The 26,179-nt window shown below is 71.8% G+C and carries 23 protein-coding genes; 13 read left to right on the forward strand and 10 right to left on the reverse strand.

Going from position 1 to position 26,179, the window contains the following annotated elements:
• Positions 1-5: 5 nt before the first annotated feature.
• Together ACSHV8_RS15495 and ACSHV8_RS15500 are read right to left on the reverse strand one after the other, a co-directional pair.
• Positions 6-4,805 (reverse strand): diguanylate cyclase, encoded by a 4,800-nt coding sequence (locus tag ACSHV8_RS15495; RefSeq protein WP_436533597.1) that lies wholly within the window; start codon positions 4,803-4,805, stop codon positions 6-8.
• A 65-nt stretch (positions 4,806-4,870) separates the two neighbouring features.
• The gene (locus ACSHV8_RS15500) at positions 4,871-5,458 is read right to left on the reverse strand and encodes a hypothetical protein (protein ID WP_436533599.1); all 588 of its coding nucleotides are present in this window, start codon (positions 5,456-5,458) and stop codon (positions 4,871-4,873) included.
• A gap of 229 nt (positions 5,459-5,687) precedes the next feature.
• On the opposite strand from ACSHV8_RS15500, the gene ACSHV8_RS15505 reads away from it, so the two are divergent.
• The 5 genes from ACSHV8_RS15505 to ACSHV8_RS15525 are packed head-to-tail and all read left to right on the forward strand — an operon-like array spanning position 5,688 to position 10,068.
• A complete protein-coding gene (locus ACSHV8_RS15505; RefSeq protein WP_436533600.1) occupies positions 5,688-6,671 on the forward strand; it encodes an efflux RND transporter periplasmic adaptor subunit in 984 nt (327 codons plus the stop codon).
• On the forward strand, positions 6,668-7,408 hold the full coding sequence (locus tag ACSHV8_RS15510) for an ABC transporter ATP-binding protein (RefSeq protein ID WP_436533602.1): 741 nt from the start codon (positions 6,668-6,670) through the stop codon (positions 7,406-7,408). Before ACSHV8_RS15505 ends, ACSHV8_RS15510 begins: the two co-directional genes overlap by 4 nt.
• A complete protein-coding gene (locus ACSHV8_RS15515) occupies positions 7,405-8,694 on the forward strand; it encodes an ABC transporter permease (protein ID WP_436533604.1) in 1,290 nt (429 codons plus the stop codon). The genes ACSHV8_RS15510 and ACSHV8_RS15515 overlap by 4 nt, the downstream gene beginning before the upstream one ends.
• A gap of 59 nt (positions 8,695-8,753) precedes the next feature.
• Entirely contained in the window at positions 8,754-9,386 is a 633-nt protein-coding gene (locus ACSHV8_RS15520) for a hypothetical protein (protein WP_436533606.1), read from the forward strand.
• A 49-nt stretch (positions 9,387-9,435) separates the two neighbouring features.
• A complete protein-coding gene (locus ACSHV8_RS15525; protein WP_436533607.1) occupies positions 9,436-10,068 on the forward strand; it encodes a hypothetical protein in 633 nt (210 codons plus the stop codon).
• Positions 10,069-10,111: 43 nt separating this feature from the next.
• Here ACSHV8_RS15525 and ACSHV8_RS15530 read toward each other — a convergent pair whose 3' ends face one another.
• The 3 genes from ACSHV8_RS15530 to ACSHV8_RS15540 all read right to left on the reverse strand — a co-directional run bounded on the left by ACSHV8_RS15530 (position 10,112) and on the right by ACSHV8_RS15540 (position 12,583).
• The gene (locus tag ACSHV8_RS15530) at positions 10,112-11,053 is read right to left on the reverse strand and encodes a hypothetical protein (RefSeq protein WP_436533609.1); all 942 of its coding nucleotides are present in this window, start codon (positions 11,051-11,053) and stop codon (positions 10,112-10,114) included.
• 107 nt (positions 11,054-11,160) lie between these two features.
• Positions 11,161-11,718, reverse strand: coding sequence for a hypothetical protein (locus ACSHV8_RS15535; RefSeq protein WP_436533611.1), 558 nt, complete (start codon positions 11,716-11,718; stop codon positions 11,161-11,163).
• Between the two features lie 4 nt (positions 11,719-11,722).
• The gene (locus ACSHV8_RS15540; RefSeq protein WP_436533613.1) at positions 11,723-12,583 is read right to left on the reverse strand and encodes a hypothetical protein; all 861 of its coding nucleotides are present in this window, start codon (positions 12,581-12,583) and stop codon (positions 11,723-11,725) included.
• A 48-nt stretch (positions 12,584-12,631) separates the two neighbouring features.
• On the opposite strand from ACSHV8_RS15540, the gene ACSHV8_RS15545 reads away from it, so the two are divergent.
• Entirely contained in the window at positions 12,632-13,345 is a 714-nt protein-coding gene (locus tag ACSHV8_RS15545; protein WP_436533615.1) for a DUF6597 domain-containing transcriptional factor, read from the forward strand.
• Here the strand turns inward: ACSHV8_RS15545 and ACSHV8_RS15550 are convergent.
• On the reverse strand, positions 13,336-13,854 hold the full coding sequence (locus ACSHV8_RS15550; protein ID WP_436533617.1) for a hypothetical protein: 519 nt from the start codon (positions 13,852-13,854) through the stop codon (positions 13,336-13,338). The genes ACSHV8_RS15545 and ACSHV8_RS15550 overlap by 10 nt on opposite strands.
• Before the next feature lie 142 nt (positions 13,855-13,996).
• Between ACSHV8_RS15550 and ACSHV8_RS15555 the strand changes: the two genes are divergently transcribed.
• From ACSHV8_RS15555 to ACSHV8_RS15565, 3 genes are all read left to right on the forward strand, one after another.
• The gene (locus tag ACSHV8_RS15555; protein WP_436533619.1) at positions 13,997-14,440 is read left to right on the forward strand and encodes a GNAT family N-acetyltransferase; all 444 of its coding nucleotides are present in this window, start codon (positions 13,997-13,999) and stop codon (positions 14,438-14,440) included.
• 104 nt (positions 14,441-14,544) lie between these two features.
• On the forward strand, positions 14,545-16,146 hold the full coding sequence (locus ACSHV8_RS15560) for a cellulase family glycosylhydrolase (RefSeq protein ID WP_436533621.1): 1,602 nt from the start codon (positions 14,545-14,547) through the stop codon (positions 16,144-16,146).
• Positions 16,143-17,300 carry a cellulose-binding domain-containing protein gene (locus ACSHV8_RS15565; RefSeq protein WP_436533623.1) on the forward strand — a complete coding sequence of 386 codons (1,158 nt, stop codon included), beginning with the start codon at positions 16,143-16,145 and terminating at the stop codon, positions 17,298-17,300. The genes ACSHV8_RS15560 and ACSHV8_RS15565 overlap by 4 nt, the downstream gene beginning before the upstream one ends.
• Before the next feature lie 3 nt (positions 17,301-17,303).
• On the opposite strand, the gene ACSHV8_RS15570 is transcribed toward ACSHV8_RS15565, so the two are convergent.
• Both ACSHV8_RS15570 and ACSHV8_RS15575 read right to left on the reverse strand, forming a co-directional pair.
• Positions 17,304-17,693, reverse strand: coding sequence for a hypothetical protein (locus ACSHV8_RS15570; protein WP_436533624.1), 390 nt, complete (start codon positions 17,691-17,693; stop codon positions 17,304-17,306).
• A 420-nt stretch (positions 17,694-18,113) separates the two neighbouring features.
• Positions 18,114-19,220, reverse strand: coding sequence for a phosphotransferase enzyme family protein (locus ACSHV8_RS15575; protein WP_436533626.1), 1,107 nt, complete (start codon positions 19,218-19,220; stop codon positions 18,114-18,116).
• A 153-nt stretch (positions 19,221-19,373) separates the two neighbouring features.
• Between ACSHV8_RS15575 and ACSHV8_RS15580 the strand changes: the two genes are divergently transcribed.
• Together ACSHV8_RS15580 and ACSHV8_RS15585 are read left to right on the forward strand one after the other, a co-directional pair.
• Complete coding sequence (locus tag ACSHV8_RS15580) at positions 19,374-20,123, forward strand: MBL fold metallo-hydrolase (RefSeq protein ID WP_436533628.1); 750 nt, start codon at positions 19,374-19,376, stop codon at positions 20,121-20,123.
• Between the two features lie 69 nt (positions 20,124-20,192).
• Complete coding sequence (locus ACSHV8_RS15585) at positions 20,193-21,305, forward strand: FAD-dependent oxidoreductase (protein ID WP_436533629.1); 1,113 nt, start codon at positions 20,193-20,195, stop codon at positions 21,303-21,305.
• A gap of 76 nt (positions 21,306-21,381) precedes the next feature.
• On the opposite strand, the gene ACSHV8_RS15590 is transcribed toward ACSHV8_RS15585, so the two are convergent.
• Positions 21,382-22,746: a cellulase family glycosylhydrolase gene (locus ACSHV8_RS15590; RefSeq protein WP_436533631.1), complete on the reverse strand. Its 1,365-nt coding sequence runs from the start codon at positions 22,744-22,746 to the stop codon at positions 21,382-21,384.
• Positions 22,747-22,891: 145 nt separating this feature from the next.
• On the opposite strand from ACSHV8_RS15590, the gene ACSHV8_RS15595 reads away from it, so the two are divergent.
• Together ACSHV8_RS15595 and ACSHV8_RS15600 are read left to right on the forward strand one after the other, a co-directional pair.
• On the forward strand, positions 22,892-23,317 hold the full coding sequence (locus ACSHV8_RS15595; RefSeq protein WP_436533633.1) for an SRPBCC family protein: 426 nt from the start codon (positions 22,892-22,894) through the stop codon (positions 23,315-23,317).
• A gap of 296 nt (positions 23,318-23,613) precedes the next feature.
• On the forward strand, positions 23,614-24,381 hold the full coding sequence (locus tag ACSHV8_RS15600) for a hypothetical protein (protein ID WP_436533635.1): 768 nt from the start codon (positions 23,614-23,616) through the stop codon (positions 24,379-24,381).
• A 12-nt stretch (positions 24,382-24,393) separates the two neighbouring features.
• Here ACSHV8_RS15600 and ACSHV8_RS15605 read toward each other — a convergent pair whose 3' ends face one another.
• Positions 24,394-26,130, reverse strand: a complete 1,737-nt coding sequence (locus ACSHV8_RS15605; protein ID WP_436533637.1) for a DUF6461 domain-containing protein — start codon at positions 26,128-26,130, stop codon at positions 24,394-24,396.
• Positions 26,131-26,179 lie beyond the last annotated feature (49 nt).

Consider the following 26,179-nt stretch of genomic DNA (forward strand, 5'->3'; position numbering starts at 1 on the left):
GCGCATCACCCGCTGACCACCCGGTTACGCCCGGCCCGTTTCGCCTCGTAGAGGGCCTCGTCGGCAAGCTTGGTCAGCTGTTCGGGGGCGGCCGCGCCGGCCGGGGTGGCCGACGTGACGCCGATGCTGACCGTGACGATGCCGTGGTCGCCGAGTTCGTGCGGCTCGCGCAGGCGGGCCACCGCCCGGCAGGCCCGTTCGGCGACCATCAGCGAGTTCTCCTCGCCGGCGCCGGGCATGACGATGCAGAACTCCTCGCCGCCGTAGCGGGCGACCAGGTCGGTGACCCGGACGCTGTCGCGCAGCGCCTCGGCGACCAGCCGCAGGCAGTTGTCGCCGCCCTGGTGACCGTAGTGGTCGTTGTACTTCTTGAAGTTGTCGATGTCGACCATGGCGACGCCGATCGGCTCCCGTGACCGCATCGAGCGCAGCCATTCGGCGTGCAGGAACGCGTTGAGCTTGCGCCGGTTGGGCAGGCCGGTCAGCGGGTCGGTGACGGTGAGCAGTTCGAGGCGGCGGTTGGCCTCGGCCAGGGCCTCGGTGCGTTCGGCCACCTTCTGTTCGAGGGACGCGTAGACCTGCGCGTTCTCCAGCGAGACGGTGAGCTGCCCGGCGATCAGCTGGACGGCGTCGAGACGGCCGGCCGAGAACGCGCGCCGGGTCAGCCGGTTCTCCAGCACCAGCATCGCCCGGGGCTGCCCCTGGCTGAGCACCGGCACGACCAGCAGCGAGCAGTGGTCGAGGCCGGTCAGGTACGGGTCGCGCGACACCCGCCCGTCCAGGGTGACGTCGTCGACCAGCAGCGGTTCGCGGGTCCGTTCGGCGTAGCGGATCGCGGTCAGCGGCAGGCCGCCCTCGTCCTCGTACACCCAGCCGCCGGCGGTGGTGTCCCAGAGCACCACCCGTACGGCGGTGGCCCCGGTCATCGCCTTGAGCACGTGCTGCACCCGGCGGCGCAGGCGGTCCAGGTCGGTCTCGGAGCTGAGCACCCGGGCTGCCTCGAGGACCGCCATCAGGTCGATCACCTCGGTCGACAGGTTGATGCTGTGACTGCTGTCGATCGTGCTGCTCCTCGGCGCGGCCAGCCCGGACACGGCCGAACCGAGCGACGGGTAGGCGCGTTTGAGCTCGTGGACCTTGCCGATCGCACCCCACCGGGTGTAGCCCTGAACGGCCTCGGCGAGGAGCCGGTCCCCGACGTGGTCGAGGCCGCCGGCCAGGTAGAACTGGGCGGCCCGCTCGGCGATCAGCGGCGCGTGCCAGGACCGGCCGGTGGCCGACGCGTCCTGCATGGCCGCGTCGTAGGCGAGCGCGGCCGCCGCGAAGTCGCCCAGCGCGGCGGCGCGGGTCGCCTCGGCGAACCGGTGCAGGTGCCGGAAGTTGCCCGGCTGGTCCAGCGCACGGGCGGCCAAAAAGTCCCGGCTCCGGTCGAGATCGGCCAGGGCCGTGTCCCGCTCGGCGCCCGCACTGCGCCGGATCCGGACGGCGGCGCCCAGCACGGCCATCATGTGGGCCGGGGCCTGCAGGTACACGCCGGGGATGGCCGGCAGCAGGCCGATCGCGGTGGCGCTGGTGACGGCCAGGGCGTCGTCGTCGCCGAACAGCGCCGAGCACAGGGCCTGGGCCGCCGACAGGAACGCCTGGGCCGCCTCGTTCCCGGTCAGCGTCGCGGCGTCGCCCAGGGGGACGCTCGCGCTCTCCTCGCCGCGCAGCACCCGCACCAGGCGCTGCCCGACCACGAACATCGACGTCTCGAAGTCGGCGCCGATCCGCTGCCCGAACGCCTCGGCCGCCTCGGACTCCTTCGCGAACGCCTCCAGGTGCGGCGCGCTGCCCAGCGTCTGCGGCACCGACGCGTAGTACGTGTAGAACGCGCTGCGCAGATCCCCGCCGCGCAACAGTCCGTCGCGGGCCTGGTGGGCCAGCCGCACACCGTTCTCCAGCGGCTCGAACCAGGGCACCCCGGCCAGGGCGTGCAGGAACTTGACCTGCGACACCTCCGGCTCGTAGCCGTGCTTCTCACCGGCCGCGATGATCACCCGCAGCGCGTCGTAGGCGGCCCGGTACTCGCCGCCGCTGGCGATCGTGATCACGCCGAGGTTGCCGAGCGTGCCGGTCAGCGCCGCGCACACGCCGTGCCCGGCCCACATCCGGCCCGCCTGCGCGACCAGCCAGGCCATCATCTGCTGGTCGGCGAAGAACGCGGCCGGGGTCATCCGGTTCAGCAGGTGTGCGACGGACAGCAGCCGCTCGTCGGTCAGCTCCGGGTGGCTCTCGTCGTCGCCGTAGTTGGCCAGCCAGGCGTAGAACGTGGCCAGCCCCTGACCGATCGCCGGGCCCATCGCGTCCGGGGCGGGCACGTCGACGTCGAGCGCGCCGAGCAGATCCAGCCCGAGCGCCAGGGCCTCGGCCAGCATGCGCCGGTTGGTGAGCGCGCCGATCTGCTCGGCGACCGGCCCGGCGAACCACACCGGGTCGTGGTCACCAGTGCTGAGCTCGGCGAACTCCCGGTCGGCGTCGTCGAACCGGCCGAGGGCGCAGAGCGCGCCGTGCCATTCCGCCCGCGTGTCGTCGTACGCCGCATCGTTTTTGTCCAGAAGCTTGAGCGACGCCGCGAGATAGACCTCGGCCGCCGCATGGTTGGCGACGAGCCGCGCGGCTCCGGCCGCTCGCCGCATCAGCGCGGTCGCGGTCCGCTTCTCCTCCGGAAGAGCGATTTCCGGTACGGCCATGGCCGGCCCCGCGGCCAGATACTGTGGCGCCGCGGCCAGGGCGTGCGCCGGATCCGCGGCCAGCCGCCGCGCCCGGGTGAGGCTCAGCCGGGCCCGCTCGCCGGCGTCGAGACGCCCGAAGGCGGCCTGGTGAACCCGGTCGTGCCGGAACCGCGCGGCGTTCGCGTCCACGGCCACGAGACCGTCGTCGACGGCCGGTCGCAGGGCCGCGGTGATCTCCTCGGCGCCGCGCCCGGACGCCACCCGCAGCAGGTCGAGGTCGACCTCGCCGCCCAGCCCGGCCATCGCGTCGAGCATGTCCCGGGCCTCGGCCGGCAGCGCCGCGATCCGGGCGCCGAGCAGCGCGATCACGTCGCCGTGGCCGACGAACCGCCGTACCGTCGCCTCGTCCCACCGCCAGCCGGAACCCTCCGGGACCAGCACGCCCTCCCGGCGCAGCGCGTTGATCAGCTCGACCGTGTCGAACGGGTTGCCGCCGGTCCGCTCGGCCAGCACCGTGGCCAGGGGCTCGGCGTCGGCCACGGGAAGCCGCAGCATCTCGGCGACGAGCAGCGGCAGGTCGTCCGGCCCGAGGTTGGCCAGGCGGATCTCGCCCGCCTCGCCGCGCTCGCGGTGCAGCCGGGCCAGCACCGCGGTCAGCGGATGGGCCTCGTCGACCTCCTCCTCGCGGTAGGCGCCGAGCACCAGCAGGCCGGGCAGGTCCTCCTGGTCGAGCACGTCGTCCAGGAACCGGAACGCGGCACCGGCCGCCCACTGCAGGTCGTCGAGGAAGAAGACCACCGGGCTGTCGCCGCCGGCGATGGTCCGCAGCACCGTGAGCACGGCCAGCCGCAGCCGCGCGAACAGCCCCCGCGGATCCTCGGTGAGCGGCTCCTCGGTCTCCACCCCGAGCAGCGCCCGAAAGGGCGGCATCATGGTGCCGACCAGGCCGGTGTTGGGCCCGAGGGCGTCCCGCAGCCGGGCCCGGAGCTCAGCCACCACCTCATCGGATTCCGACAGCAGCTGAGAACCGAGGAGATCGAAGGCTTCCCGTACGGCATCGCCACCCACGTCGTGCCGGAACTGGTCGAACTTCCCGGCGACGAACCGCCCACCGGCCTCGGCCACGGCCGGGCGCAACCGGTCGACCAGCGACGTCTTGCCCACCCCGGGCGGCCCGGTGACCAGGGCGAGCGCGCTGTGCCCGCCGGTCACCCCGGCCAGCAGCTGACGCAGCGCGGCCAATGGCGCGTCCCGGCCGATCAGCCGGGCCGGCGGGGTCAGCCGCAGCGGGAAGTCGCGGCTGCCGAGCGTGGTGAGCCCGCCCAGCCGCAGCAGCGTCAGGTCGTGGGCCAGCCCCTCGGCACTCTGGTAGCGCCGGTCCGGTTCCTTCTGCAACAACCGCATGATCATCTCGGACAGCATGGCCGGGACCTGCGGATTCACCTCCACCGGCGGGACCGGCACGCGGGCCAGGTGGTCGTGGATCAGGCTCAGCGGATCGCGGTCACGGCCGAACGGCGGGGCACCGGTGGCCAGCTCGTACAGGGTGGCGCCGAGCGCGTACAGATCGGCGCGATGGTCCACGGGCCGTCCGGTGCGCCCGGTCTGCTCCGGCGCCAGATACGGCAGCGTGCCGGCCAGACCGTCCTCGGGCACCTCGGTGTGATGATCCTGAACGGTCAGCGCGGCCAGCTCGAAGTCGATCAGGATCGGCTCGCCGGCGTCGGTGACCAGCACGTTGGCCGGACTGACGTCCCGGTGGATCACGCCGTGCCGGTGAATGCCGGCCAGCACCCCGGCCAGCCGCTGGGCCAGGTCGACCAGGCGGTCCGGCGCCCACGGCCCGGGCTGCTCGGACAGCGTCCGGGCCGGCATGTCCCGCAACGTCAGGGTGCCGTCCCCGACCAGTTGCGGGGTGCCGTCCACGCCCGCCAGCCGCTGCAGCGCGGCCAGCTCGTTGCGCAGGCGCTCGTCGGCCCCCGGCCCGAGCGGTTGCTTGCTGACGACCCAGCTGCCGTCCGCCTCTCGGATCCGGGTGACTCGGGTGCGCTCACTGTCGTAGAGCAGCTCTTCCAGCCGGTCTGACCTCACCTCCTGAAGATCGGCAGCTCCATGAGATTCGTTACACCCAAACCGCAACCCTCAGGTCGCCCCGATCACAAGCGCCGGGGAGCCGGATCCTCCTCAGCAACCCCGTCGACCATCGCCCGGTAGGGAACGCCCTGCCCGTTGACCGGCCGATAACGGCTGTCGGCGGCGGCCGCGTGCAGCCCGGGCAGCAACTCGTACGCGTCCGGCAGGTCCAGCGTCTCCCGCAGGCGCGTGCGGTCCTGATCCAGGTCGGGCCAGTCCTCGCGGAGATACTCGTCGGCCTTCGACAGGTAGGCCAGCAGCCGCGCGCCGTTGTCCTGGTGAACAGGGATCGCGGTCGCATCGTGAAGGCTGGGCAGTCCGACGACCAGGGCCAGGGCGTCACGCAGGCTGTGGGCGACCAAACCGCCCTCACCCTCGGTGCCGACGTAGACGACGGGCCGGTCGGCGCCGGAGCCGACCAGGAAGAAGGCGCCGCCCGAGCCGTCCCCGGCGATCATCTCCAGCGCTGCGTCGCCGGGCAGCGTCACCGGCTCGACCGGGCCGGCGGCGTGCCGCGAGACGTCGAAGTCGAACAGCGCGAGCAGGTCGGTGATCCAGGGGACGCCATTGATGGTGTCGAGCAGTTCGCGGTCGGTTCGGGGGTGGCTCATGACGCTCTTCGTCTCGTCGGGCGGGTGCTGTTCGTCGTCCGGGCAGAAGGATCCCACGTCGGCGAGGGCCGGGTATGGGTAATCCGGCCGCAGCCGCGCGCCGCTTACGCCGTACGCGCAAAGGGGGTCTTGTGGGGTTGAGCGGCCGGAGTCTGTGATCTTTCTGTGGGTTGCGGGCGTCCGGTACCCTTCGCCGCGCTGCATAACGCATTGACGACGGGGGATTCGGGTGGTTGCACGCAGGCATGCCCTACTGGGTCTGGTGGTGGTGCTCGCCGCCGGCGGTTGTTCGTCGGCCGGGGAGACCGCGGAGACGCCGGACCTGGCCGATCGGGGCACGGTTCTCACCACCGTGAAGCCGACCCGGCAGGACCTGAGCAACAAGATCAGCCTGTCCGGCAAGGTGACGATCAACCCGGTCTTCGGGATCGTCGCACCGGTCGACGGCGAACTGCGCTGGGTGACCCGCACACCGCCCAAGAAGGCCGCCGACCACCCGGTCTGGGTGGCCAGCGTCTGGCGCGACGGCACGCCCTGGCACGTGGAGATCCCGGCCGACTCGCTCTTCGCGGGCCGCCTCATGGAGGACCACGCCCAGGTCACCAAGGGGATGCCGGTCGTCTCGGCCACCCACGCGGGGTACGGGATCACCGCCGACATCGACAGCGCCCAGGCCTACCGGGTCTCCGGCGCCGTGCAGCAGGTCCAGGCGCAGATCAAAAACGGTCCCGGGCCGTTCAAGTGCACCGCCCTCGGCACGATCGCCGCGCTGCCCGCCGGCACCGTCCCCGAGCCGACCGCCACCGCGACGACGCCCGCCCCGAACGCGTCCGGCGGCCTCCAGGTCCAGACCGCGCCCGACCCGGCGCTCAACGGCGGCGACTCCGGGCCGACCGGGTCCGAACCGACCGGCCTGCGCCTGGTCTGCGTGCCCGCCGCCACCGTCAAGCTGATCAACGGTGCCGACGTGACCATCGAGCTGATCACCGACAAGGCCAGCAAGGTGCTGGTCCTGCCGGTCGAGGCGGTCGCCGGCGCGCAGGGCAAGGGCAAGGTCGACCTGGTCGTGGGCGACGGGCAGACCCGCAAGACGATCGACGTGACCCTGGGCATCTCCGACGGCAAGGTCATCGAGATCAAGAAGGGTCTCCAGGGCGACGAGACGGTCGCCGTGCCGGGGCCGAACCTGCCGACGCCGGAACCGACGCAGTGAGCGAACTGATCCGCCTCGAAGGGATCTCCAAGGTCCTGAAGGGGCAGAAAGAACCGCGCACGATCCTGGACGGGGTCGACCTGACCGTCCGGGCCGGGGAGAGCGTGGCCATCGTCGGGCGTTCCGGCTCCGGCAAGAGCACCCTGCTCAGCGTGCTCGGGCTCTTCGACCGGCCCGACTCCGGGACCTACCAGCTGGCCGGGCGCGACATCAGCCGCCTGCGGGAACGGCACGCGGCCAAGCTGCGCAGCTCCCACTTCGGGTTCGTGTTCCAGCGGTTCTTCCTGCTCAAACACCTGACCGCGGCCCAGAACGTGGCGATGGCGCTGATCAACGGCCAGGGCTGGCTGCCCCGCCGGGAACGCCGGACCCGCGTCATGCGCGCCCTGGAACAGGTCGGCATCGAACACCTGGCCAAGAACCGGCCGGCCAAGATGTCCGGCGGCGAACAGCAGCGGGTGGCGATCGCCCGCGCCCTCGTCCGCGACCCGCGGATCCTGCTCGCCGACGAACCGACCGGCGCCCTCGACACCGAGACCGGCTCCATCGTGATCAGCGCGCTGCAGGAGGCGACCACCCGCGGATGCGCGCTGATCCTGGTCACCCACGACCGCGACCACGCCGCCCGGATGGGCCGGATCCTCGACCTGCAGGCCGGCATCCTCACCGAACGGGCCCCGGCCCTGTCGGTCAACGGCCCCACCGCCCAGCTCCCGAGTCTCGGAGGACCGGCATGATGCGCCTCTCCGGCCGGCTGCGCTCGGCCATGATCATCGGCGGGCAGGGCATCCGGGCCCGCAAGCTGCGCACCCTGCTCTCCATGGTGAGCCTGTTCCTCGGCGTGCTCGCCGTGGTCGTCGTCCAGGCCGGCGCCGGCATCGCCGAACGCCTCCAACTCGCCGACCTCGAACTGCAGGTCGGCAAGGACGGCACCAAGGTCGTCGACGTGCAGCCGCTGCCCGGCGCCGGCGAGGCCGTCGTCGCCACCGTCAAGGGCCGGGCCGACGCGGTCGCCATGCTCGGCACCCACGCGATCATCGGCGAACCCGGGGTGCGCCCGATCAACGAGGGCGGATCCCCGTTCGACCAGGACTGGGGCGGCGGCAGCCAGATCTGCGACGCCACCGGGCGATGCTACGACCCGAACGCGGGCCGGCCCGAAGGACAGGCGATCGAGCTGGGGATCACCGCGCTCACCGGGGACGTGCGCGACTTCCGGCCGTACCGTCCGAAGTCCGGCCGATGGCTGGACTTCAGCACGACACCGATGCTGGCGCCGCGCATCGTGCTCAACATGGAAGCGGCCAAAGGATTCGAGCGCTACCACGTGCCGGCCGAGATGCGGATCAACGGGGCCAGCGCCGACATGACCCCGCAGCTGATCGGTGTCGTCGACGACGGGGATTCCCAACCCCATGCTTACGTACGACTGGACGAGCTCACCAACTGGCTTCCGCTCGCCCGGCTCACCGACCCCAACGGTTTCGGCATGAACCAGGTCGTCATGGCCGGATCCACCCCGGTCGAGCCGGTGCTGGTCGCCAAGCTCAAGGCGCTCGGCGCCACCGACGTGCCGGTGCAGGTCGTCAACTCCCGCAAGGAGATGAAGGACGAGCTCAACCTGCTCCGCCTGATCTTCCTGGCGATGGCCGGCCTGGTCCTGATCATCGGCGCGGCCGGCGTCCTCAACGTCGGCCTGGCCACCGTCGGCGAACGCGTCGAGGAATTCGCCCTGCGCCGGGCCGTCGGCACACCCCGGGCCGTGCTGGCCGGCATCGTCCTGGCCGAAACCCTGCTCACCGGCCTGTTCACGGCGGTGGCGGCGATCGGGGTGAGCGTGGCCGCCCTCAAAGCGGTGACGATCTTCCTGGGCCCGTCCCAGCCGTTCCTGCAGGGCGTCGAGTTCCCCTGGTCGGCCGGCGTCTCGGGTGTGATCGCGGGCCTGGTCGCGGGCATTCTGGGCGGCTTCGTCCCGGCCATCCGAGCCGCCGGAATCCCGATCGCCACGGTGATGCGCGCCTGAGCCGCCCGGCCGGCAGTTTCCCGCCCGGATGGGCGGCCGCTCTGGTAATCCTCATGGGCGTGACGACACCCGAGCACTCCCAGGAGGAGCCGGCCGCGGCACGCCCGCTCACCGCCTCGGCGACCCTCCGACTGGCCACCCCGGCGGCGCTGTCCGAAGGGCTCCGCCTCCTCGGCCTGCTCTGGCAGCCGGCCCCGTGGGAGACGGAGCCCGGCGACGCCGGGCCCGGCATGTACGCCTGGGTCATCCCCGGCGACGCCGACGACCTGCTCCACTGCCCGGCGCTGTACCTGGGAATCGGAGAGGGCGCTCGCGGATGGCGCGGCCGGGTCCGCAAAGAGGAGAGCTGGCGAACCGGCGACCATGCGCACGGGGTCGCCATCCGGCGGGCCAAGGCCAAAGCCGTGGGCGGACCGGTCGACCGGATCGAACCGGACCTCAGCTGGCTCCCGGGAATCGTCTCCGACAAAGGCGTGCCGATTATCGAGGCCTATCTGGGCGAGACCGTGGCGGCCGCTCCGCTGAAAGCGGCCGAGGCGATCGTCGTCCGGATGGCCTTTCATCTCGGCGACGTCGGGGCACCGGTCAATTCGACCCACGGCGGTGCCTGGAACAACGACAGCGGCCAGGACTGGGCCGGTTTCGCCGCGGCTCGAAAGCTGCGAAAACTGCGCGGCGAAGAAGACCACTGACCGAGGTTTTCCACCCTGCGGCGCCGGCGGCCTGTGATTCCATGACTCCATGGGGAGTGAGGTCACCGTCGGGGTCATCGGAGTACTCGGGTCGCTTGTCGGCGGGAGCATTACGGCGTTGACGTCGTGGATCAGCTCGAGAAGTCAGGAGAGAACCGCGGCGCTGGCCGCCAAAAGCCAGGAGGTTGCGGCTCAGCTGGCCGCTGAGCAGCAGAAGGAAAGGGAACTGAGGGACAGAAAGGGCAAGATTACCGAGATCGGTCGTGTGGCGTGTGTGGCGTTCATGACCAAAGTTGACACTATCCAAGAGGACGGGAGGGCTCTATTGGCTCAGATCGGGGAAAAGACGGACCATATCAAACTGGCGGCGATGCACAGCAGCTACGAAACCGAGTGGCGCGAGCTCGTCCTGATTGAATCGCCGTTGCACATAATGGGCCCTGAGTCATTGGCAAAGAAGGCTCGACAACTGCGTCTGGCAGTGGGGGAATACTGCGATCTGATCGACGACGCCTGTCGAACTCGGCGGAGGTCGTCGAAGATGGAAGGTGCCCGCTCCGCGGCCACCAAAGCACGCGAAGTATTTGTTTCCGAGGCTCAATCGACTTTCGGTGTGGAGTTGGGTGAGCCCGGAGCCGACCTGACGGGTTCGGGTGATGCCGAGCCGCCTCCTGAAGGATGAGGATGGGCAGCGAAGGTGGGTTGAGGCGCGTTCGAGCGGTGGGTCAGGGGGTGGCGCCGGACCAGCGTTGGACGGTGTGGAAGCCCTCGGGCTGGGTGGGCCAGAAGTAGGCGTAGGGCGGGGTGCTCCCCAAATACGGGCCGACCTCGGTGAGCAGGGTTTTCGTGGCCGGGCGGTTCTGGTCGGACAGGTAGTTGGCCAGGGCCAGCCAGTGGCGGACGGTGGTGCCGCGGCCGGTGGGGCGGGCCGGGCCGGGGGCCTGCCACTTGCCGGCGCAGCAGATGACTTCGGCGGTCACGTCCGTACGGCGGAAATAGGCTTTGTGGGAAGTTGATGAGGGACCGAACTCGCGCCGGGCGTATTCGAAGTGGGCCAGGAGCGGCAGCATCGTGGTGGGGGAGCCGGACGGGGCAGCGGCGGCGGCCGAGCGGGCGGCGGTGAACATCTCGTCGTGGGTGCCGTACCACTTGGCGGCGGCGAAGCTCATGGCCGACAGGTGGGCCTCGAAGTTGTGCGGGTCGCGGCGCAGCGCCTCGCGGCGGGACGCGGCGAAGTCGTCGGCCTGGCGGTAGCCGTCGTCGAACATGGCGTTCATCCGGGCCACCCACGGGTACGGGTCGTCCGGGTTGAGGTCGGCCGCCCGCTGGGTCGCCTGCGCGGCCAGGGCCGACTGCTCGCGGCTGGTGTGCCGGGCGGCCGCGGCCTGGCGCAGCAGAGTGTCGGCGCGCAGGACGGCCACCGCCGGGTCGCCCGGCATGGCTGCCTCCCAGGCCAGCAGCCAGCGCGGATCCTGGGCGGCGGCGGTCGCCAGCACGGCGAAACGGTGGGCCCGCAACTCCCAGTCCCGGCCGGAGGCGGCGATCAGGCGGTGGACCGGGGTCCAGTCGCCGGCCAGGGCGCGGTCGCGGGCGGCGCGCAGCTCCAGGTCGGCGCCGGCGGGGTCGGTGTCGGGGGCGGCAGCGGCTTTGCGGAAGAGTGCGAGCATCGTCGCTCCTATGCGGTCAGGGGCAGGTCGCCGCCGTTCGTGGGCCTTGGTATCGGCACGGTTGCCGGCGACCTGAGACCGAACGGCAACCGGCTTCGTACCGAAAATCACGGCAGCGCGAGCTCGATCTCGCCGGCCGGGAAACCGATCGTCAGGCGGCGGGCCTGCGGCGGCGGGACCGGAAGGAAGTTCCGATGCGAACGCCAGGGCGTGTCCTCACCGCCGCCGGCCCCGGTCGTGAAGCGGTAGACGGTTCCGAGGTCGTCGGTGACCGCGATCGGGAAGTGCATGAACACCTCGCCGGGCCACGACGGCGGATCCCCGCCCGGTTGTTCCGCCCACGCCAGCCACGCGGCGCGGCGCTCGTCGGCGGTGGCCCGGGCCGCGGGGCTGTCCTCGGCGTCCAGGGTCACCTCGACGTGGTTGGCCAGGGCGACCTTGACCAGCAGCGCGCGGACCCCGCCGGCCTCGCCGACCACCACCGGGCCGTCCAGCGGCAGCGTCACCCGGGGCACCTGCCGGACCGTGACCAGGTAGACGTTGTCCGGGTCGTCGTGGAAGTCGGCGTGGTAGACGCCCTGCTCCAGCCGGGTCGTGGTGCTGTTCGGCCGGAACTCGCCGGGGCGGCGGAACAGCAGGGCGTGGATCGCGTCCTCGAAGTCCATCGCTCTACATCTTTCCGTACGACCTCAGCGTGCGAGTCGCCTGCAGGGTCACGATGCCGCGCCATTCCAGCCGGGACGCCTGGCTCGGCGGGTCCCACGTGATCGGCCAGCCGCCGTCCTCCTGCTGCAGCGAGGCCAGCTGTTCCAGGTGCGCGTCGAGCTGAGCGTCATCGAACAGTTCCCGCCACGGCGAGTCGGCCGCCGCGGCCACGTGCAACGGGGTCAGGCCGTATTCGCCGGGTTTCGGCATCGCCTGGAACAGCGGGGACGCGGTGATCCGCTCCAGGATCGCGGGCGCGGCCTTGGCCGCACGGTCACGATCCGGCACGTACGCGAGGAAATTCAGCACCTCGTTGAGCCCGTGGGTCTCGTCGGGCAGCGTGCCGGCCTCGATCGTCTCCCACAGGTACCGGGTCGCCGCGTCGCGGAACGGATGCTCGAAGCCGAGCTGGTACAGCAGCCCGGTCAGCCCGGCGGTCGGGTTCACCCCGGGTTCGTAGGTCCATTCCGTCCAGTGCGCCGCCCGCGGATACCCCTCGATCACCGGGAACGCCAGCGGCACCGCGCCGCCCCGGGCGACACCGGCCAGGAAGTCGCAGGCCGGGCCGAGCAGCTCGCGGTCCGGGTGGTTCACCGCGGCCAGGGACTGGAACGCGACCTCCACGTCGATCGGCAGGCTGGCCGGGCACCGTTTGTCCGGTTCGAGACCGTGCCCGAAGCCGCCGTCGGCGTTCCGATAGCCGCGCAGCACCCCGGCCACGGCCTCGGGGGACCCCTCGCCGAAGATCGCGTCGAACAGACGGCGTTCCAGGAGACGGCCTTCGGCCTGCAAAAACCTTTCAGCGGTACGGAAATCAGCGCTCATGCCCCGACGCTATGGCAGCCGCACCCGTACGTCTTGTATGAATCGGTCATGACCTACGTCGAGTGGGCCCCGCCGGATTCGCTGCGCGACGCCGTCGCGTGCCTGTGGCGCAGCACGGTTCCCGAGCGGCCGGGCCGGGCGCCGATGCCGATCCTGCCCGACGGCTGTGTCGACCTGATCTGGCAGAGCGGGCGCGGCGCGTTCCTGGCCGGTCCGGACACCGGCCCCGTCCCGAACGCCGGACCGGGCGGCCGGCATGTCGTCGGGGTGCGCCTGCGACCCGGCGCGGGCGGTACCGTGCTCGGCCTGCCGCTGTCCCCGCTGCAGAACCTGCGCCCCGACCTGTCCGAGCTGGGCCTGCGGGCCACCCTGCCGGGTGATCTCCCGCCCGCGGTGGCGCTGCGCGAGCTGGTCACACTGACCGGGCGGCTCGCCGAGGAACGCCCGGCCGACCCGGTGATGGTGGAGGCGGCCCGCCTGCTGCGCGACCCGAACCTGCGGGTGCACGAGCTCGGCGCCAAGCTGGGCCTGGGCGAACGGCAGCTGCGCCGGCGGTTCGGGGCCGCGGTCGGGTACGGGCCGAAGACCCTGCACCGGGTGTTCCGGTTCCGCCGTTTCCTGCGGCTGGCCGGGGAGGCGAGCCTGGGGGAGCTGGCCGTGCGGGCCGGCTACACCGATCAGGCTCACCTCACCAGGGAGACGGCCGAGTTCGCCGGGATGTCACCGGCCGCGCTCGTCCGCCGCCTGACGCCTCAGCAGTAACCGGACGGGCACTCGCCGCTGGCCAGCAGTTCGTACTGCTTGCAGCGCGGGCAGATCGGCTGGTCGGGCCGTGGGGCGGGCTTGGTCGCCCGGGTCGTCTTGGCCGTCGTCGTCTTGGTCGCCGTGGTTCGCGTGGCGGTGGCCCGCGGGGTTTTCGGCGGGCCGGACTTACGCAGCTCGACCGCCTGCACGGCGGCGTCCAGAATCGCGTCGTAGTTCGCGTCGATCAGGCTGCCGTCGACCGACACGAACGGCACCGGGTCGTCCGGGTCGATCACGGTCGCGCCGAAGATGCTGCCCGCGACCTCGTCGGCCTGACTGCGGGCGACCGCGATGTCCACCCCACCGGGGTGGATGTTCACCGCGATGTTCCGCAGACCCTGCGGCCGGATCTGAATGCTGCGGCCGGCCGGTTTGACGTCGACCCTGGTGCGTCCGCGCAGCTCCAGGAGCAGCCGAGCCACCGACGGTGCCGCCCCGACGCCGTCATCGGAGTCAGTGTCCTGCACGTCCATCTCCATGCCCCTCCGCTGTCCACGACGGCCCGCGCCCCCACGCCGTCCGTGAGCCGTCGATGCACGAGCCTACCCGCCGCGATGATCGCCGATTAATCATCCCGGACCGTGGCGTGGCGCGTTTAGGGTGCGTCCTGTGCGACTCGAACCGATCACCCCGGACAACTACGAGACGGCGTTCGCCATCACGGTACGGCCCGACCAGGCCGATCTGGTCGAGCCCGTGGTCAAGTCACTGGCCGAGGCGTATGTGTACCCGGCCCACGCCTGGCCGCGCCTGATCTACGACGGCTCGCGCCCGGTCGGCTTCCTCATGGCCTTCCTCGACATCCCCTGGTCGGACGGCTCGACCCGCTCGGGCCTGTGGCGTCTCAACATCGCCGCCGACGCGCAGGGCAGTGGTTACGGCCGGTTCGCGGTGGAATCGGTCCGCTCCGAGCTGACCGCCCGGGGGATCCCCCGGATGTACGTGACCTGGGAGCCGCGTCCCGGCGGCCCCGAGCCGTTCTACCTGAAGCTCGGCTTCCGTCCGACCGGTGAACTCAGCGGCGGCCAGACCGTCGGCGTCCTGTCCCTCTGACGACCGCCCGGGCGGCGCGAAAACATCGACAGAGATTGTTACTGGGAGCGCTCCCATGTAACGATGGCGTGAACTGCCTTCCGTCCTCGAAGGAGCGCTCCCTCATGCATGTCCGTAAATGGCTGGCCGGCGCCGTGGCGCTGGCCGCCTCGGTGGCCACGGTCGCCGTCCTCAGCAGCACCCAACCGGCCAACGCCGCCACCGGCGGGACCGGCACCGGCTACCTGCACACCAGCGGCAACAAGATCATCGACAGCACGGGTGCCACCGTCCGGCTGACCGGGATCAACTGGTTCGGCATGGAGACCGACAACAAGACGTTCCACGGGCTGTGGTCCAGCAACCCGTGGAAGGGCCAGATCGACACGATGGCGTCGCTCGGCTACAACACGCTGCGGGTGCCGTTCTCCGACGACGCGCTCAAGGCCGGGGCTACCGCGACCGGCATCAACGACTTCGTCAACCCGGACCTGGTGGGGCTGTCGCCGCTGCAGATCCTGGACAAGGTCGTCGCCTACGCGGGGACCAAGGGGATGCGGATCATCCTGGACCGGCACCGGCCGACCTCGGCCGGTCAGACGGCCCTCTGGTACACCACCGCCGTACCGGAAAGCACCTGGATCTCTGATTGGAAAGCGCTCGCCCAGCGCTATGCCGGCAACACCACGGTCATCGGCGCCGACCTGCACAACGAGCCGCACGCCGAGGGCACCAACCCGGCCGCGACCGGGGCGTGCTGGGGCTGTGGCGACACCACCCGCGACTGGCGGCTGGCGGCCGAGCGGGCCGGCAACGCGATCCTCGGGGTCCAGCCCAACTGGCTGATCTTCGTGGAGGGGGTCAGCTGCCCGAGCGGTGGCCTGTCCAACGTGTGGGACGGGGACACCAGCAACGACGAGGACTGCGGCTGGTGGGGCGGCAACCTTTCCAAGGCAGGAGATTTCCCCGTACGTCTGAACGTGGCCAACCGGCTCGTCTACTCCCCGCACGAGTACGCGACGTCGGTCTACCACCAGGCGTGGTTCGACGACCCGACGTTCCCGGCGAACATGCCGGCGATCTGGGATCACTACTGGGGCTACCTGTACAAGCAGAACATCGCGCCGATCATGATGGGTGAGTTCGGCACCACCCTGGCCAGCAACGTCGACAAGGTGTGGCTGCAGAACCTGATGGCCTACACCGGCACCGGTGTGAACGGCATGTCGTTCACCTACTGGTCGTGGAACCCGAACTCGGGCGACACCGGCGGCATCGCCAACGACGACTGGACCACGATCAACCAGGCCAAGCAGGCGATCCTGCAGCCGTACCTGATCGCGCCGGTCGCCGGTGGTGGCGGCCCGAGCTCGCCGTCGCCGTCCCCGTCCACCTCGGCCAGCACGCCGACGACCACCGGCGGCTGCACGGCCACCTACGCCCAGGACAACGCCTGGCAGGGCGGCTTCCAGGGCCAGCTCAAGGTGCAGAACACCAGCGGCGCGGCGGTCAACCCGTGGCAGGTGACCTGGACCTGGCCGTCCGGCGTGACGCTGGCCAGCGCCTGGAACGCGACGGTCACCCAGTCCGGCACCACGATCACGGCGGCGGCGCCGAGCTACTCCCCGTCGCTCGCGGCCGGCGCTTCGGTCACGATCGGATTCACCGCCAACGGTACGGCGTCGGCCCCGGCCAGCGTGAAACTAGGCGGAGTGACGTGCTCATGAGGGCCGTACCGGTTCTCACGGCCGTGGTCCTGGCCGGCGCCGCGCTGAGCGTCGCCACCCTGGGCCGGGCCGACGCCGCGGCGGCCACGTGCGACGTCACGTGGACCGCGAACAGCTGGAACACCGGGTTCACGGCCGACGTCAAGGTCACCAACCTCGGGGCGGCGGTCAGCTCCTGGACGCTGGGCTGGACCTTCCCCGGCAACCAGAAGGTCACCTCGGCCTGGAACGCGGTGGTCACGCAGTCCGGGACGTCGGCGACGGCCGCCAACGTGGGATGGAACGGTGCCCTGGCCACCGGGGCCTCGGCGAGCTTCGGCTTCCAGGGGACGTACTCGGGGACCAACACCGCCCCGACCGCGTTCACCTTCAACGGGGTGTCCTGCGGCGGAGGGACCACCCCCTCCACCAGTCCGTCCAGCAGTCCGTCGGCCGGCGTGTCGGCCAGTCCTTCGACCAGCCCGTCGAATCCTTCGACAACGCCGGGGTCGGACGGCTTCGAGTCGCAGACCGGCTCGACACCGTCCGGCGCGTGGGCGGTGACCAGCCCCGACTGCTCCGGAGCGGGCACGGCCACCATCGACCGCACGGTCGCCCACACCGGCTCCACCTCCCTGAAGATCACCGGCGCGGCCGGCTACTGCAACCACGTCTTCGCCCGCAACACCACCCTGATCAGCGCGGTGTCGAACACGTGGTACGTCCGCTACTGGGTCCGGCACACCACCGCCCTGCCGGCCGCGCACGTCGCCGCGGTCGCCATGACCGACGCCAACGACGGCGGAAAGGACCTGCGCTTCGGCGGCCAGAACGGCGCCCTGCAGTTCAACCGGGCCTCCGACGACGCGACACTGCCCGAGCAGAGCCCGGCCGGGGTCGCCCTGTCCAAGCCGCTGCCGGTCGACACCTGGAACTGCGTCGAGTTCAAGGTGTCCGGGACGGACGGCACGATCGAGACGTGGCTCAACGGCACGTCGGTGCCCGGCCTGCTGGAGGACGGCGTCGCGACCCACGACATCGACAGCCAGTGGCTCAACCGCACCTGGCGTCCCGCCCTCACCGACCTGAAACTGGGCTGGGAGAGCTACGGCGACGGCGCCGACACCCTCTGGTACGACGACGTCGCGGTCAGCGGCTCACGCAACGGCTGCTGACCCTCACCCGATGATGCCCGCCAGCTCGACAACGCTGCCGAGCTGGCGCATCCTCTCCGGAGACAACACGCCCGCGCGCCGGACCAGGGCCGACCGTTGCACCGTGAGCTGCCAGGTGCAGAAAATCCGGCCGTCCCGGGGAAGCGCCACCCGGACAACGCCCAGGTCGCCGACCGGAACCTCGATGCCGACGCCGCCGACGGGCTGGGCGAGCGCTTGCGCCCGTACATGATCGTCGGTTGCCTCTTCCGGGGTCAGGACGATGAAACCGCGCTTCTGCTCGTCCGAGGCGGGCGCGACGACGTGCATCGCCTCGGCCGGGTCACCGGCGGTGAGCAGGACGACGAGCGACTCCGGGACGCCGTCGACCCACCAGATCTCGCCAGGCTGCATGCGGTCAGGCTAGCCGCAGTGCGGCCCTCACCGTCACCCTCGCCGTCGCCCTCACCCTCGCCGTCGCCCTCGCGCTCACCTGGAGCCCAGCGTCGTCTGCCCGCGGGTGACCCGCCCGTTGCCCAGCCGCGTCTGCCCGCGTCGCCTGCGTCCCGGCCGAGCTGCGTCTGCCCGCGTCGCCTGCGTCCCGGCCGAGCCGCGTCCGCCCGCGCCGCCAGCAGCCCCGCCGCGCCTGGCCCGCTGCAACGCGGCCCGCGTCCGGCCCTGCCGCCCGCTCGCAGCGCAGCCCCCGCCCGCCTGCCGCAGCGCAGACCCCACCCTCCACAGAGGGGGGAACCGTACCCAGCTGCAATTATCGCGGGGAATCGCAAGATCACGTCGCTGGCCTGTGGACAACGGGCCGGTGTGGACAACTCCGGTTCAGGCTCGGACGGCCTCTAGGATGTGCTCGAAGGTGGCTCGCGACGGCAGGTGCGTCAGCAGGTGCCGGACGTTGCGTTCGGCGAAGCGGACGTCCTCGTCGCCACGGGCCTTCTCCGCCAGTTCGACCTGTCCCGAGACGTAGTTGAGCAATGCCGTCGCCGTTCCGCTGAACGTGTCCAGGTTCAGGTGCGGCACCGAGCCGGCTCGTGACCGATAGCCGTCCACCAGCGCCCGGGCGCCGCCGGCGCTGACCCCGCCGTTGGGGTCGACCGCCCAGTTCGCCAGCGCCGATGAGAGTTCCCAGGCCGGGGGCAGTCCGGCCGCGTGTTCCCAGCCGGTGACGATCAGCCGGCCGCCGGCTCCCGTCCGTACGTTGCCGGGATTGAGGTTGTTGTGGCAGAGAATCGGTGAGCCGGTGGCCGGACGGGACCCGATCGCCGCCAGATCGTTGTGGGCGGGGTTCGAGGGGACCGGTCCGAGGCGCCTCGAACTCCAGGGGCACAGGCGGGCGGCCGGGATCCGCAGGTCGTGCAGCGTCGCGAGGATCTCGCCGACCGAGCGGGTCACGGCGGCGCTGACCGGCGCGGCCAGGGGCGGCCCGGAGCGGAGTCGTTCGTAGATCCGCCACCGGTGGCCGTCGATCATGGCGATGACGGCGCCGTCGACGTCGCGGACCGGGCGGGGCAGGGTCACCCCGGCGGTCGCGGCGGCTTCCTGGAAGCGGGTGTCGGCCTCGCCGTCGGTGACCGGGTACACGTCGTCGACGGTCCGCGCCGTCCAGCGGCCGCGTTCGGTGTCGAGGCCCCAGCGGCGGCCGATCTCGTCGGGGCGGGACAGCGAGCGCATCGGGGCGGTCACCGGGCCGAGGCCGAACCGGGCGGCGATCCGCGCGGCGAGTTCGGGGGAGGAGACGTCGGCGCTGTCCTGGCGGCGATCGGTTTCGGCCTTGAGGTCGGCCCAGGTGCGGAATCCGTACTGCTCGGCCAGGGACGCCTGTGCGTCGGCCAGGCTCGCCTCCGGGCGGAGGTCGCGCAGGCCGGTCAGCAGGTCCTTGGCCTGGCGGCGCAGGTGGTCCAGGCTGGGGTTGTCGGGCAGGGTCTTCATCGGGGCACCTCGCTCAGCGGCGCCCGGACCCGCACGGGCGCGGAGCGGCAGCGACCGGGAACTGCGGGGCTGGCTTCGAGCCTTCCGGCGGGTCTCGGCGCGTGCCCGGCGCGCGCCTCCGACCTTAACAGGCGGGCAGTAGGGTCCGGAATCGTGAACTGGTACGAGACCACGCGTGTCACCGACGACCTGACGGTGATCACCGAGCCGCACGTGCACCCGCTGCTGCGCGCCAACATCTGGCACCTGCGCGGCCGCGACCGGGACTTGGTCGTCGACGCGGGGCTCGGCGTGGTGCCGCTGCGCCCGGAACTGCCGTACCTCTTCGATCGTGATCCGATCCTGGTCCTCACCCACGCCCACCTGGACCACATGGGTGCGGCGACCGAGTTCCCCGACGTCCGGGCGCACCCGCTCGAACCGGTCGGCGATCCGCTGCCGGGCACGCTGCGCACCGCGGACCTGGCCGCCCTCCTGGGCCTGGACCTGACCGGCGGGCCGGACCTGATGATCACCGCCCGGCCGTTCCCGGACTACGACCCGGCCGGCTACCGGCTGCTCCCGGTCGCGTCCGGCCCCCTGGCGGACGGCGATCGGATCGACCTCGGCGACCGCGAGCTGACCGCCCTGCACCTGCCCGGGCACACGCCGGGCAGCCTGGCCCTGTTCGACCCGGCCGACGGCACGCTGTTCTCCGGTGACGTGATCTACGACCTGGACGAGGGCGAGCAGCTGCTCGACGAGATCCACGGCGCCGACATCGCCGACTACGTGGCCTCGCTGGCGCGCCTGGCGGAACTGCCGGTCACCGTCGTCCGGCCCGGCCACGGTCCGAGTTTCGGCCGTCCGCGCCTGATCGAGCTGATCGACGGCTACACCCGGTTCCGATCAGTTCCGGACTGACAGCGTGGTGTGCGGGCGTGGCAGGCCGGTGCCAGGACCGTGCCAGGGGCCGCGGCCAGGCTTGCTCCCATGAACGTCACGATCATCGGAGCCGGCCTGGCCGGACTCACCCTGGCCCGCGTCCTGCACGTCCACGGCATCGCGTCCGTCGTCCACGAGGCCGAGCCGTCGCCGACGGCCCGCGGGCAGGGCGGGATGCTCGACATCCACGACTACAACGGGCAGCTCGCCGTCGAGGCGGCCGGGCTGATGGACGAGTTCCGTGCCCTGGCCCTGGACGGGCGGCAGGCGTTCCGGATCGCCGATCCGGACGGGAACATCCTGTTCGACAAGGGCGACGACGGCACCGGCGGGCGGCCCGAGGTGCAGCGCGGTGAGCTGCGGCAGATGCTGCTGGACTCGCTGCCGCCGGGCACCGTGCGGTGGGGGCGCAAGGTCAGCGGTGTGCGGGTGCTCGGCGACGGACGCTCCGAGGTCAGCTTCGCCGACGGTACGACCGAGGTCACCGATCTGCTGGTCGGGGCCGACGGCGCCTGGTCGCGGGTCCGGCCGCTGCTGTCCGGCGCGAAACCCGAGTACGCGGGCCAGTCGTTCGTCGAGACCTACCTGTACGACGCCGAGGAGCGTCACCCGGCCGCCGCGGCGATCGTGGGTGGCGGGACGCTGGCCGCCGGGACGGACGACCGGGCGATCAACGCGCATCGGGAGCGCGGGGCGACCCTGCACACATACGTGATCCTGTCCCGATCTCTTGATTGGTTCGCCGCGATCGACTTCACGGATTTCGACGAGGTCACCACCCGGATCGCCGCCGAGTTCGAGGGCTGGGCGCCGGCGCTGACCTCGCTGATCACCGACAGTGACACGCAGCCGGTGCTGCGGCCGATCTTCGCGCTGCCGGTCGGGCACCGGTGGGACCGGGTTCCCGGGGTGACGCTGATCGGGGACGCGGCGCACCTGGCCGCGCCGGACGGGGAGGGCGCGAACAACGCGATGCTCGACGGCGCCGAACTCGGCCGGGCCCTGGCCGCGCATCCGGGTGACGTGGAGGCCGCGCTGGCCGAGTTCGAGGCGGCGATGTTCACCCGCAGCGCCGAACCCACCGACGGCGCCGAGTTCATGGAGCAGATCTTCGGCCCGGACGGCCCGCCCGAGCACCTCATGGAGATGTTCGCCCAGTGAGGAACTGGTGAGGAACCACTGAGGAACCACTGAGGAACGGGGGCCGGCGTGATGCCCGGCCCCCACCCTCATGTGCTCAGACCGCGGTGCAGCTCAGAGCCGGCACCGGGTTGGTGCCGGTCCAGGAGCCGAGGAACCCGAACGACGTGCTCGCTCCGGCCCCCAGACTGCCGTTGTAGCTCACGTTCTTCGCCGTGACCGTCGAGCCGCTGCTGGTCACGGTCGCGCTCCAGGCGTTGCTGACCTTCTGACCATTCGCGTACGTCCAGGTGACCGTCCACCCGGTGATCGCCGAACTGCCGGCGGTCACCTTGACGTCGCCCTGGAAGCCGCCCGGCCACGACCCGCTGATGGCGTAGGACGCGGTGCAGGCCTTGCCCGCGGGCTGCGACGGTGACGCCGAGGGGGACGAGGACGGGCTGGTCGACGCCGACTGGCTGGGGGACGGGGACGTGGTGCCCCCGGTGCCGTAGATGGTCGCCTGCTTGGACGTCGCGGTGATGCCGTTGACGCCGTCGAAGAGCCGGTGGTACCACGTGGTCTTCTGGTTGACGTCGAAGCTGAGCACCAGGTCCAGGATCGGGTCGGTGTTGCCCGACCAGGACCAGCCGATGTAGCCGATGTCCCGCTTGACCGCCTCGGAGAGCACGGTCTGGTCGTCGACCTGGCTGGAGTCGAACTGCCAGCCGAACTCGCCGATGATCAGCGGCCACCCCTTGGCCTTGAACGCGTCCAGGTACGAGGTGATGGTCGCGGCCTGCGCGTACACCGAGTACATGTGGATGGACAGCACGGTGTTGTGCTGGGCGTCCGCGTCCAGCACGGCCTGCCCGTTGTCGCGCATCACGGTCTGCCAGTCCTGGCCCCAGTTCGGGGCGTCGATGACGAGCAGGTGCTGGAAGCCGTTGTCGCGCATCTTCTTGACAGCGGCGACGGTGGCGGCGGTCCACTGGCTCGGGTTGGTGTTGCCGATCGGCTCGTTGCCGATGTTGATGGCGACGTAGTCCTCCTGGCCCTGAAGGACGCTCTTGAGGCTGATCCAGTAGTTGGCCGCCTGGTCGAGCGTGTAGGCCGCGCTGTCCTCGCCGTACCCGGTGGTGTCGTGGTCCTCGAGGATGCAGATCAGCTTGTTGGCCTTGCACAGGGAGATCACGTTGGCCACGTCACTGGCGCTGTTCGCGGTCCAGCGTCCGCCGCTGAGCACCACCCGGACGGTGTTCGCCCCGGTGGCCTTGATGTTGGCGAACGAGCTGGTCTGGCTGGTGTACCAGGTGTGCGCGTGGTTGACGCCGCGCATGACGAACTTGGCGCCGTTGGCTTCGTAGATGTCGGTGCCGGAGACGTGCAGCCCGGTTGCCGCGTAGGCCGGGTTCCCGAGCGCGAGGACGGCGCCGGTCGCGGCGAGCAGGGCGGCACAGATCGCGACGAGGACTCTTCGCATGGTCTGGCTCCCCTTTCTGGGGATTGATGGGGGTCATTCGGGAGCGCTCCCACAAGGGTCCAGATGTTTCTTCATTTGGTCAAGATAGTCACGCCCCCGTTTCGAAACTTTCGCCACGCCCGGTCCACGGTCGTACATTGACCGCATGCGATACGAGGTGACCGTCCCGATCGACGCGCCGATCGAGCTGATCTGGCGCCTGACCGTCCACGTCGAGGACTGGCCGGCCTTCCTGCCGACCGTCCGGCGCCTGGACCGCCTCGAAACCGGTGAGATCCGGGTCGGCAGCACCGCCCGGCTCAAGCAGCCCGGCCAGGCGAGCGCGGTCTGGACCGTGACCCGCCTGGAGCCGCAGCGGGAGTTCACCTGGGAGACGCGCCGCCCGGGACTGCGCCTGACCGGTCGCCACCTGCTGGAGACCGACGGTGGCGGCACCCGGATGACGCTCGTCCTGGAGGTCGACGGCCCCCTGTCCGGGGTCGCGTCGGCGCTGATCGGCGGCATGATGCGGGCCTCGCTGCGCCGCGAGGCCGACGGATTCGCCCGGCGCGCCCTGGCCGAAAGCGGCTGAGAGTCGCCTGAGCGGTCCTCAGCGAGTCCGCAGCCGACTCCGTCCAGGATCCCGGTGTCAGCACATGCTCATCGGGGAGAGTCGATATGTCGGAACGTCGTGCAAGAACGTGGGCCCTGGCCTGCCTGGGTTTCGTGGCCGCCGAGGTCGCCCTGCGTCTCTACTGGATCGCCGGCGGGCGCTGGGCCTAAACCGCCTGCGACCGCACCCACCTGGTCGATCCGACCGGCGGCTGCGGCGCCGACCAGGTCGGGTCGCTGCCGTTCTGGTCGGGCTGGGGCGCCGTGGGCGTCGGCGTGCTCCTCACGATCGTGGTGGCATGGACAGTGCGGGCACCCGTCGCCGGTTGGGTGGCGGCCGCCGTACTTCTGCTGCTCGCCTTCCCGCTGAACCTGCTCTTCGAGGTCCCGGCCGCGCTCGCCGGCCGCCCCTCGGACGGGCGTGACCTGGGCGCCCGTCTCGCCCTGGTGGCCGGCGGCGTGGTCTTCGGCGGCCTCGCGGCGGCCTGCGCCCCGCCGCGCCGACCGGTGACCGCCGACTACCGGCCGGTTCCGCGATGGGCGCGGCGCTGGGCGTACGCCTCGGTGGCCCTGCCGGTGATCGGCTGGGCCCTGCCGCACGGACTCTGGGTGCTCGGCGTGCCGTTCGGCATCTCCGCCGCGGAACTGGACGACATCCACCGCAACCTCTCCACCGGAGCCGGCGCGGCCATCACCCTCGTCCCGCCGCTGGCCGGCCTGCTCGTTCTCGGGCTGGTCCAGCGCTGGGGCCAGCAGTTCCCGCGCTGGGTGCCGGGACTGGGCGGCCGGGCCGTGCCCCGGCTGCTGGCCCTGGCCCCGGCCGGCCTGGTCGCGATCTCCCTGGTCACCTACGGCCTGCTGAGCATCGGGAAGCTGATCATCGACGTGCTCGACGGCGACCAGCGCTGGCGGACCGGCTGGGCGGTGGACGCCACCCTGCTGGTTTTCGCCGGCTGGGGACTGGCGCTGGGCGTCACCACCGTCGGCTATTTCCTGGCCACCCGGCAACGCCTCGACGAACGCGGCGTCGGCGTCGGCCGGTGACCGCCGGCCCGATCACGCGAGGGACAACCGGAACCCGTCTCCGGCCCGGATCGTGGCCAGCATCGCCGGCGTGAGGCCCTGCCCGGTGAAGCGTTCCACCGCGACCAGGCCCTTCTCCGCCCGCGACCCGGGCGAGGCGAAGTCGAGGCCGTCCAGCACGGCCGCCACCCGCGGCTCGGCGTCGACGTCCTCCCACGGTTCGAACGCGGCCAGCAGCGCGCCCCGCTCGGCGAAGGAGAGCCTGGTCAGGGCCCGCTCGTTCCAGAACATGCTGGCCGCGCGCCCGTTCGCCGACGCCGCCTTCAGCACGGCGGCGTGCGAGCCCTGGTAGCCGTTGAGCTCGACGGCCACCACCGCGTCGCCCGCCTCGCGCACGGCGACCCACGGGTCGGGCCACGGCGAGTCCTCGATCGATCCGACGGGCTCCGGCCGGTCCGGGTCCGCGCCGAAGGCGCGCAGAACCTCCGCCGTGGTCGAGCCGGTCACGACGGTCACGGTGGCCGCCATTCCCATTTCCGTACGGCGGATCCACCGGTACGCGTGCTCGGGCCGCACCGGCCGAGCCGGTTCGGCCTGGCCGCGCAGCCGGTGCCCGAGCCGATCGGTGGCCCGGTGGGTGACCGGATCGGCGGGCGGCGCGGCCCACACGACCAGGCTGTACATCTCGGTGTCGGGCGACTCCGGGTCCTCCGCCTCGTCGCGCCCGCGCGCGTGGGCCCGCAGCCGGTAGTCCCCGGGCCACGGCGGTGTCGCGTGCCGCAGCTGCGGGTCGGCGGGCGCGTCCGGCCCGAGGACCGACGCCCGGCCCTCGTCCGCGTGCCAGCTGACCTCGACGATCTCGTCCCAGCCGTCCTCGACGTCGGCCGGCGGGTCGGCCAGCACGGACAGGTGCAGCCGGACCGGGCCGGCCGCGCGCCCGGTGCGGACCACGATGCCCGACCCGGTCACGGCGATCAGGCCGTTGCCGGCGAAGTCGGCCTCGACATCGGGGAACTCCCGGTCGGACAGGGCGAACCGGTGACCGGCGACCGGGACGGTGCCGTACCCGTGCCGGGGCAGCAGGTACTCGTCGCGGATCCGGGTGAGCAGGGCTCCGGCGTACGGGAAAGGCATGGGCGCCTCCCGCAGGACCGTCGCCGCGGCACCCACCGCGAGCCCGGCGATCGCCGCGGGTCTTTCCACGATGCCCGGCGGGTCGGCCCGGGTGATCGCGGCGCACGACGCGGCGACGGCCAGGGCCAGCCAGTGCCGGCCGTGGGCGGCGGCGATCTCCGGCTCGCCGCCGACCGGAGCGTCCGACGGCGGCAGGCTCGCCCCGAGGCGGCGGGTCAGCGACAGCACCACGTCGGCGACGCCCGGCCGCAGGCGCTCGGCCAGCACGGCGGCGCGCACCGCGGCACTGTCCTGACCGGCCGAGATCATGGCCAGCCCGGTCGCGGTGGCCGGCGCCGGAGCGGCCGGCAACGCCGGGAGGGCCAGGCCGGCGACGGTGATCTCCAGGGCGCCGAGCAGCCGCTCGGGAAGCAGCGGGCCCAGGTCACGCAGGACGACGATCGGGGCCGGCTCCGCGGCCGAACTCCTGAGCCGGGCCTGCGCGAGCTGCCGCAGGCTCGGCGGCGGCGGACCGGCGTCGACCGGCGCACCGAGGCGGCCCAGTTCGGCGGCCGGACCGTTGGCGATCAGCGCGGCGAGCGACGGCAGGCAGGCGCGGACGGCCGTGGTGAACTCGTCCGGCAGGGTATCGACCACCGTCGAGACGGTACCGGACCGTGGTGGTGCTGTCCGCCCTCGGCGGCCG

Source organism: Actinoplanes sp. HUAS TT8 (assembly GCF_051380535.1).
Lineage (GTDB): Bacteria > Actinomycetota > Actinomycetes > Mycobacteriales > Micromonosporaceae > Actinoplanes.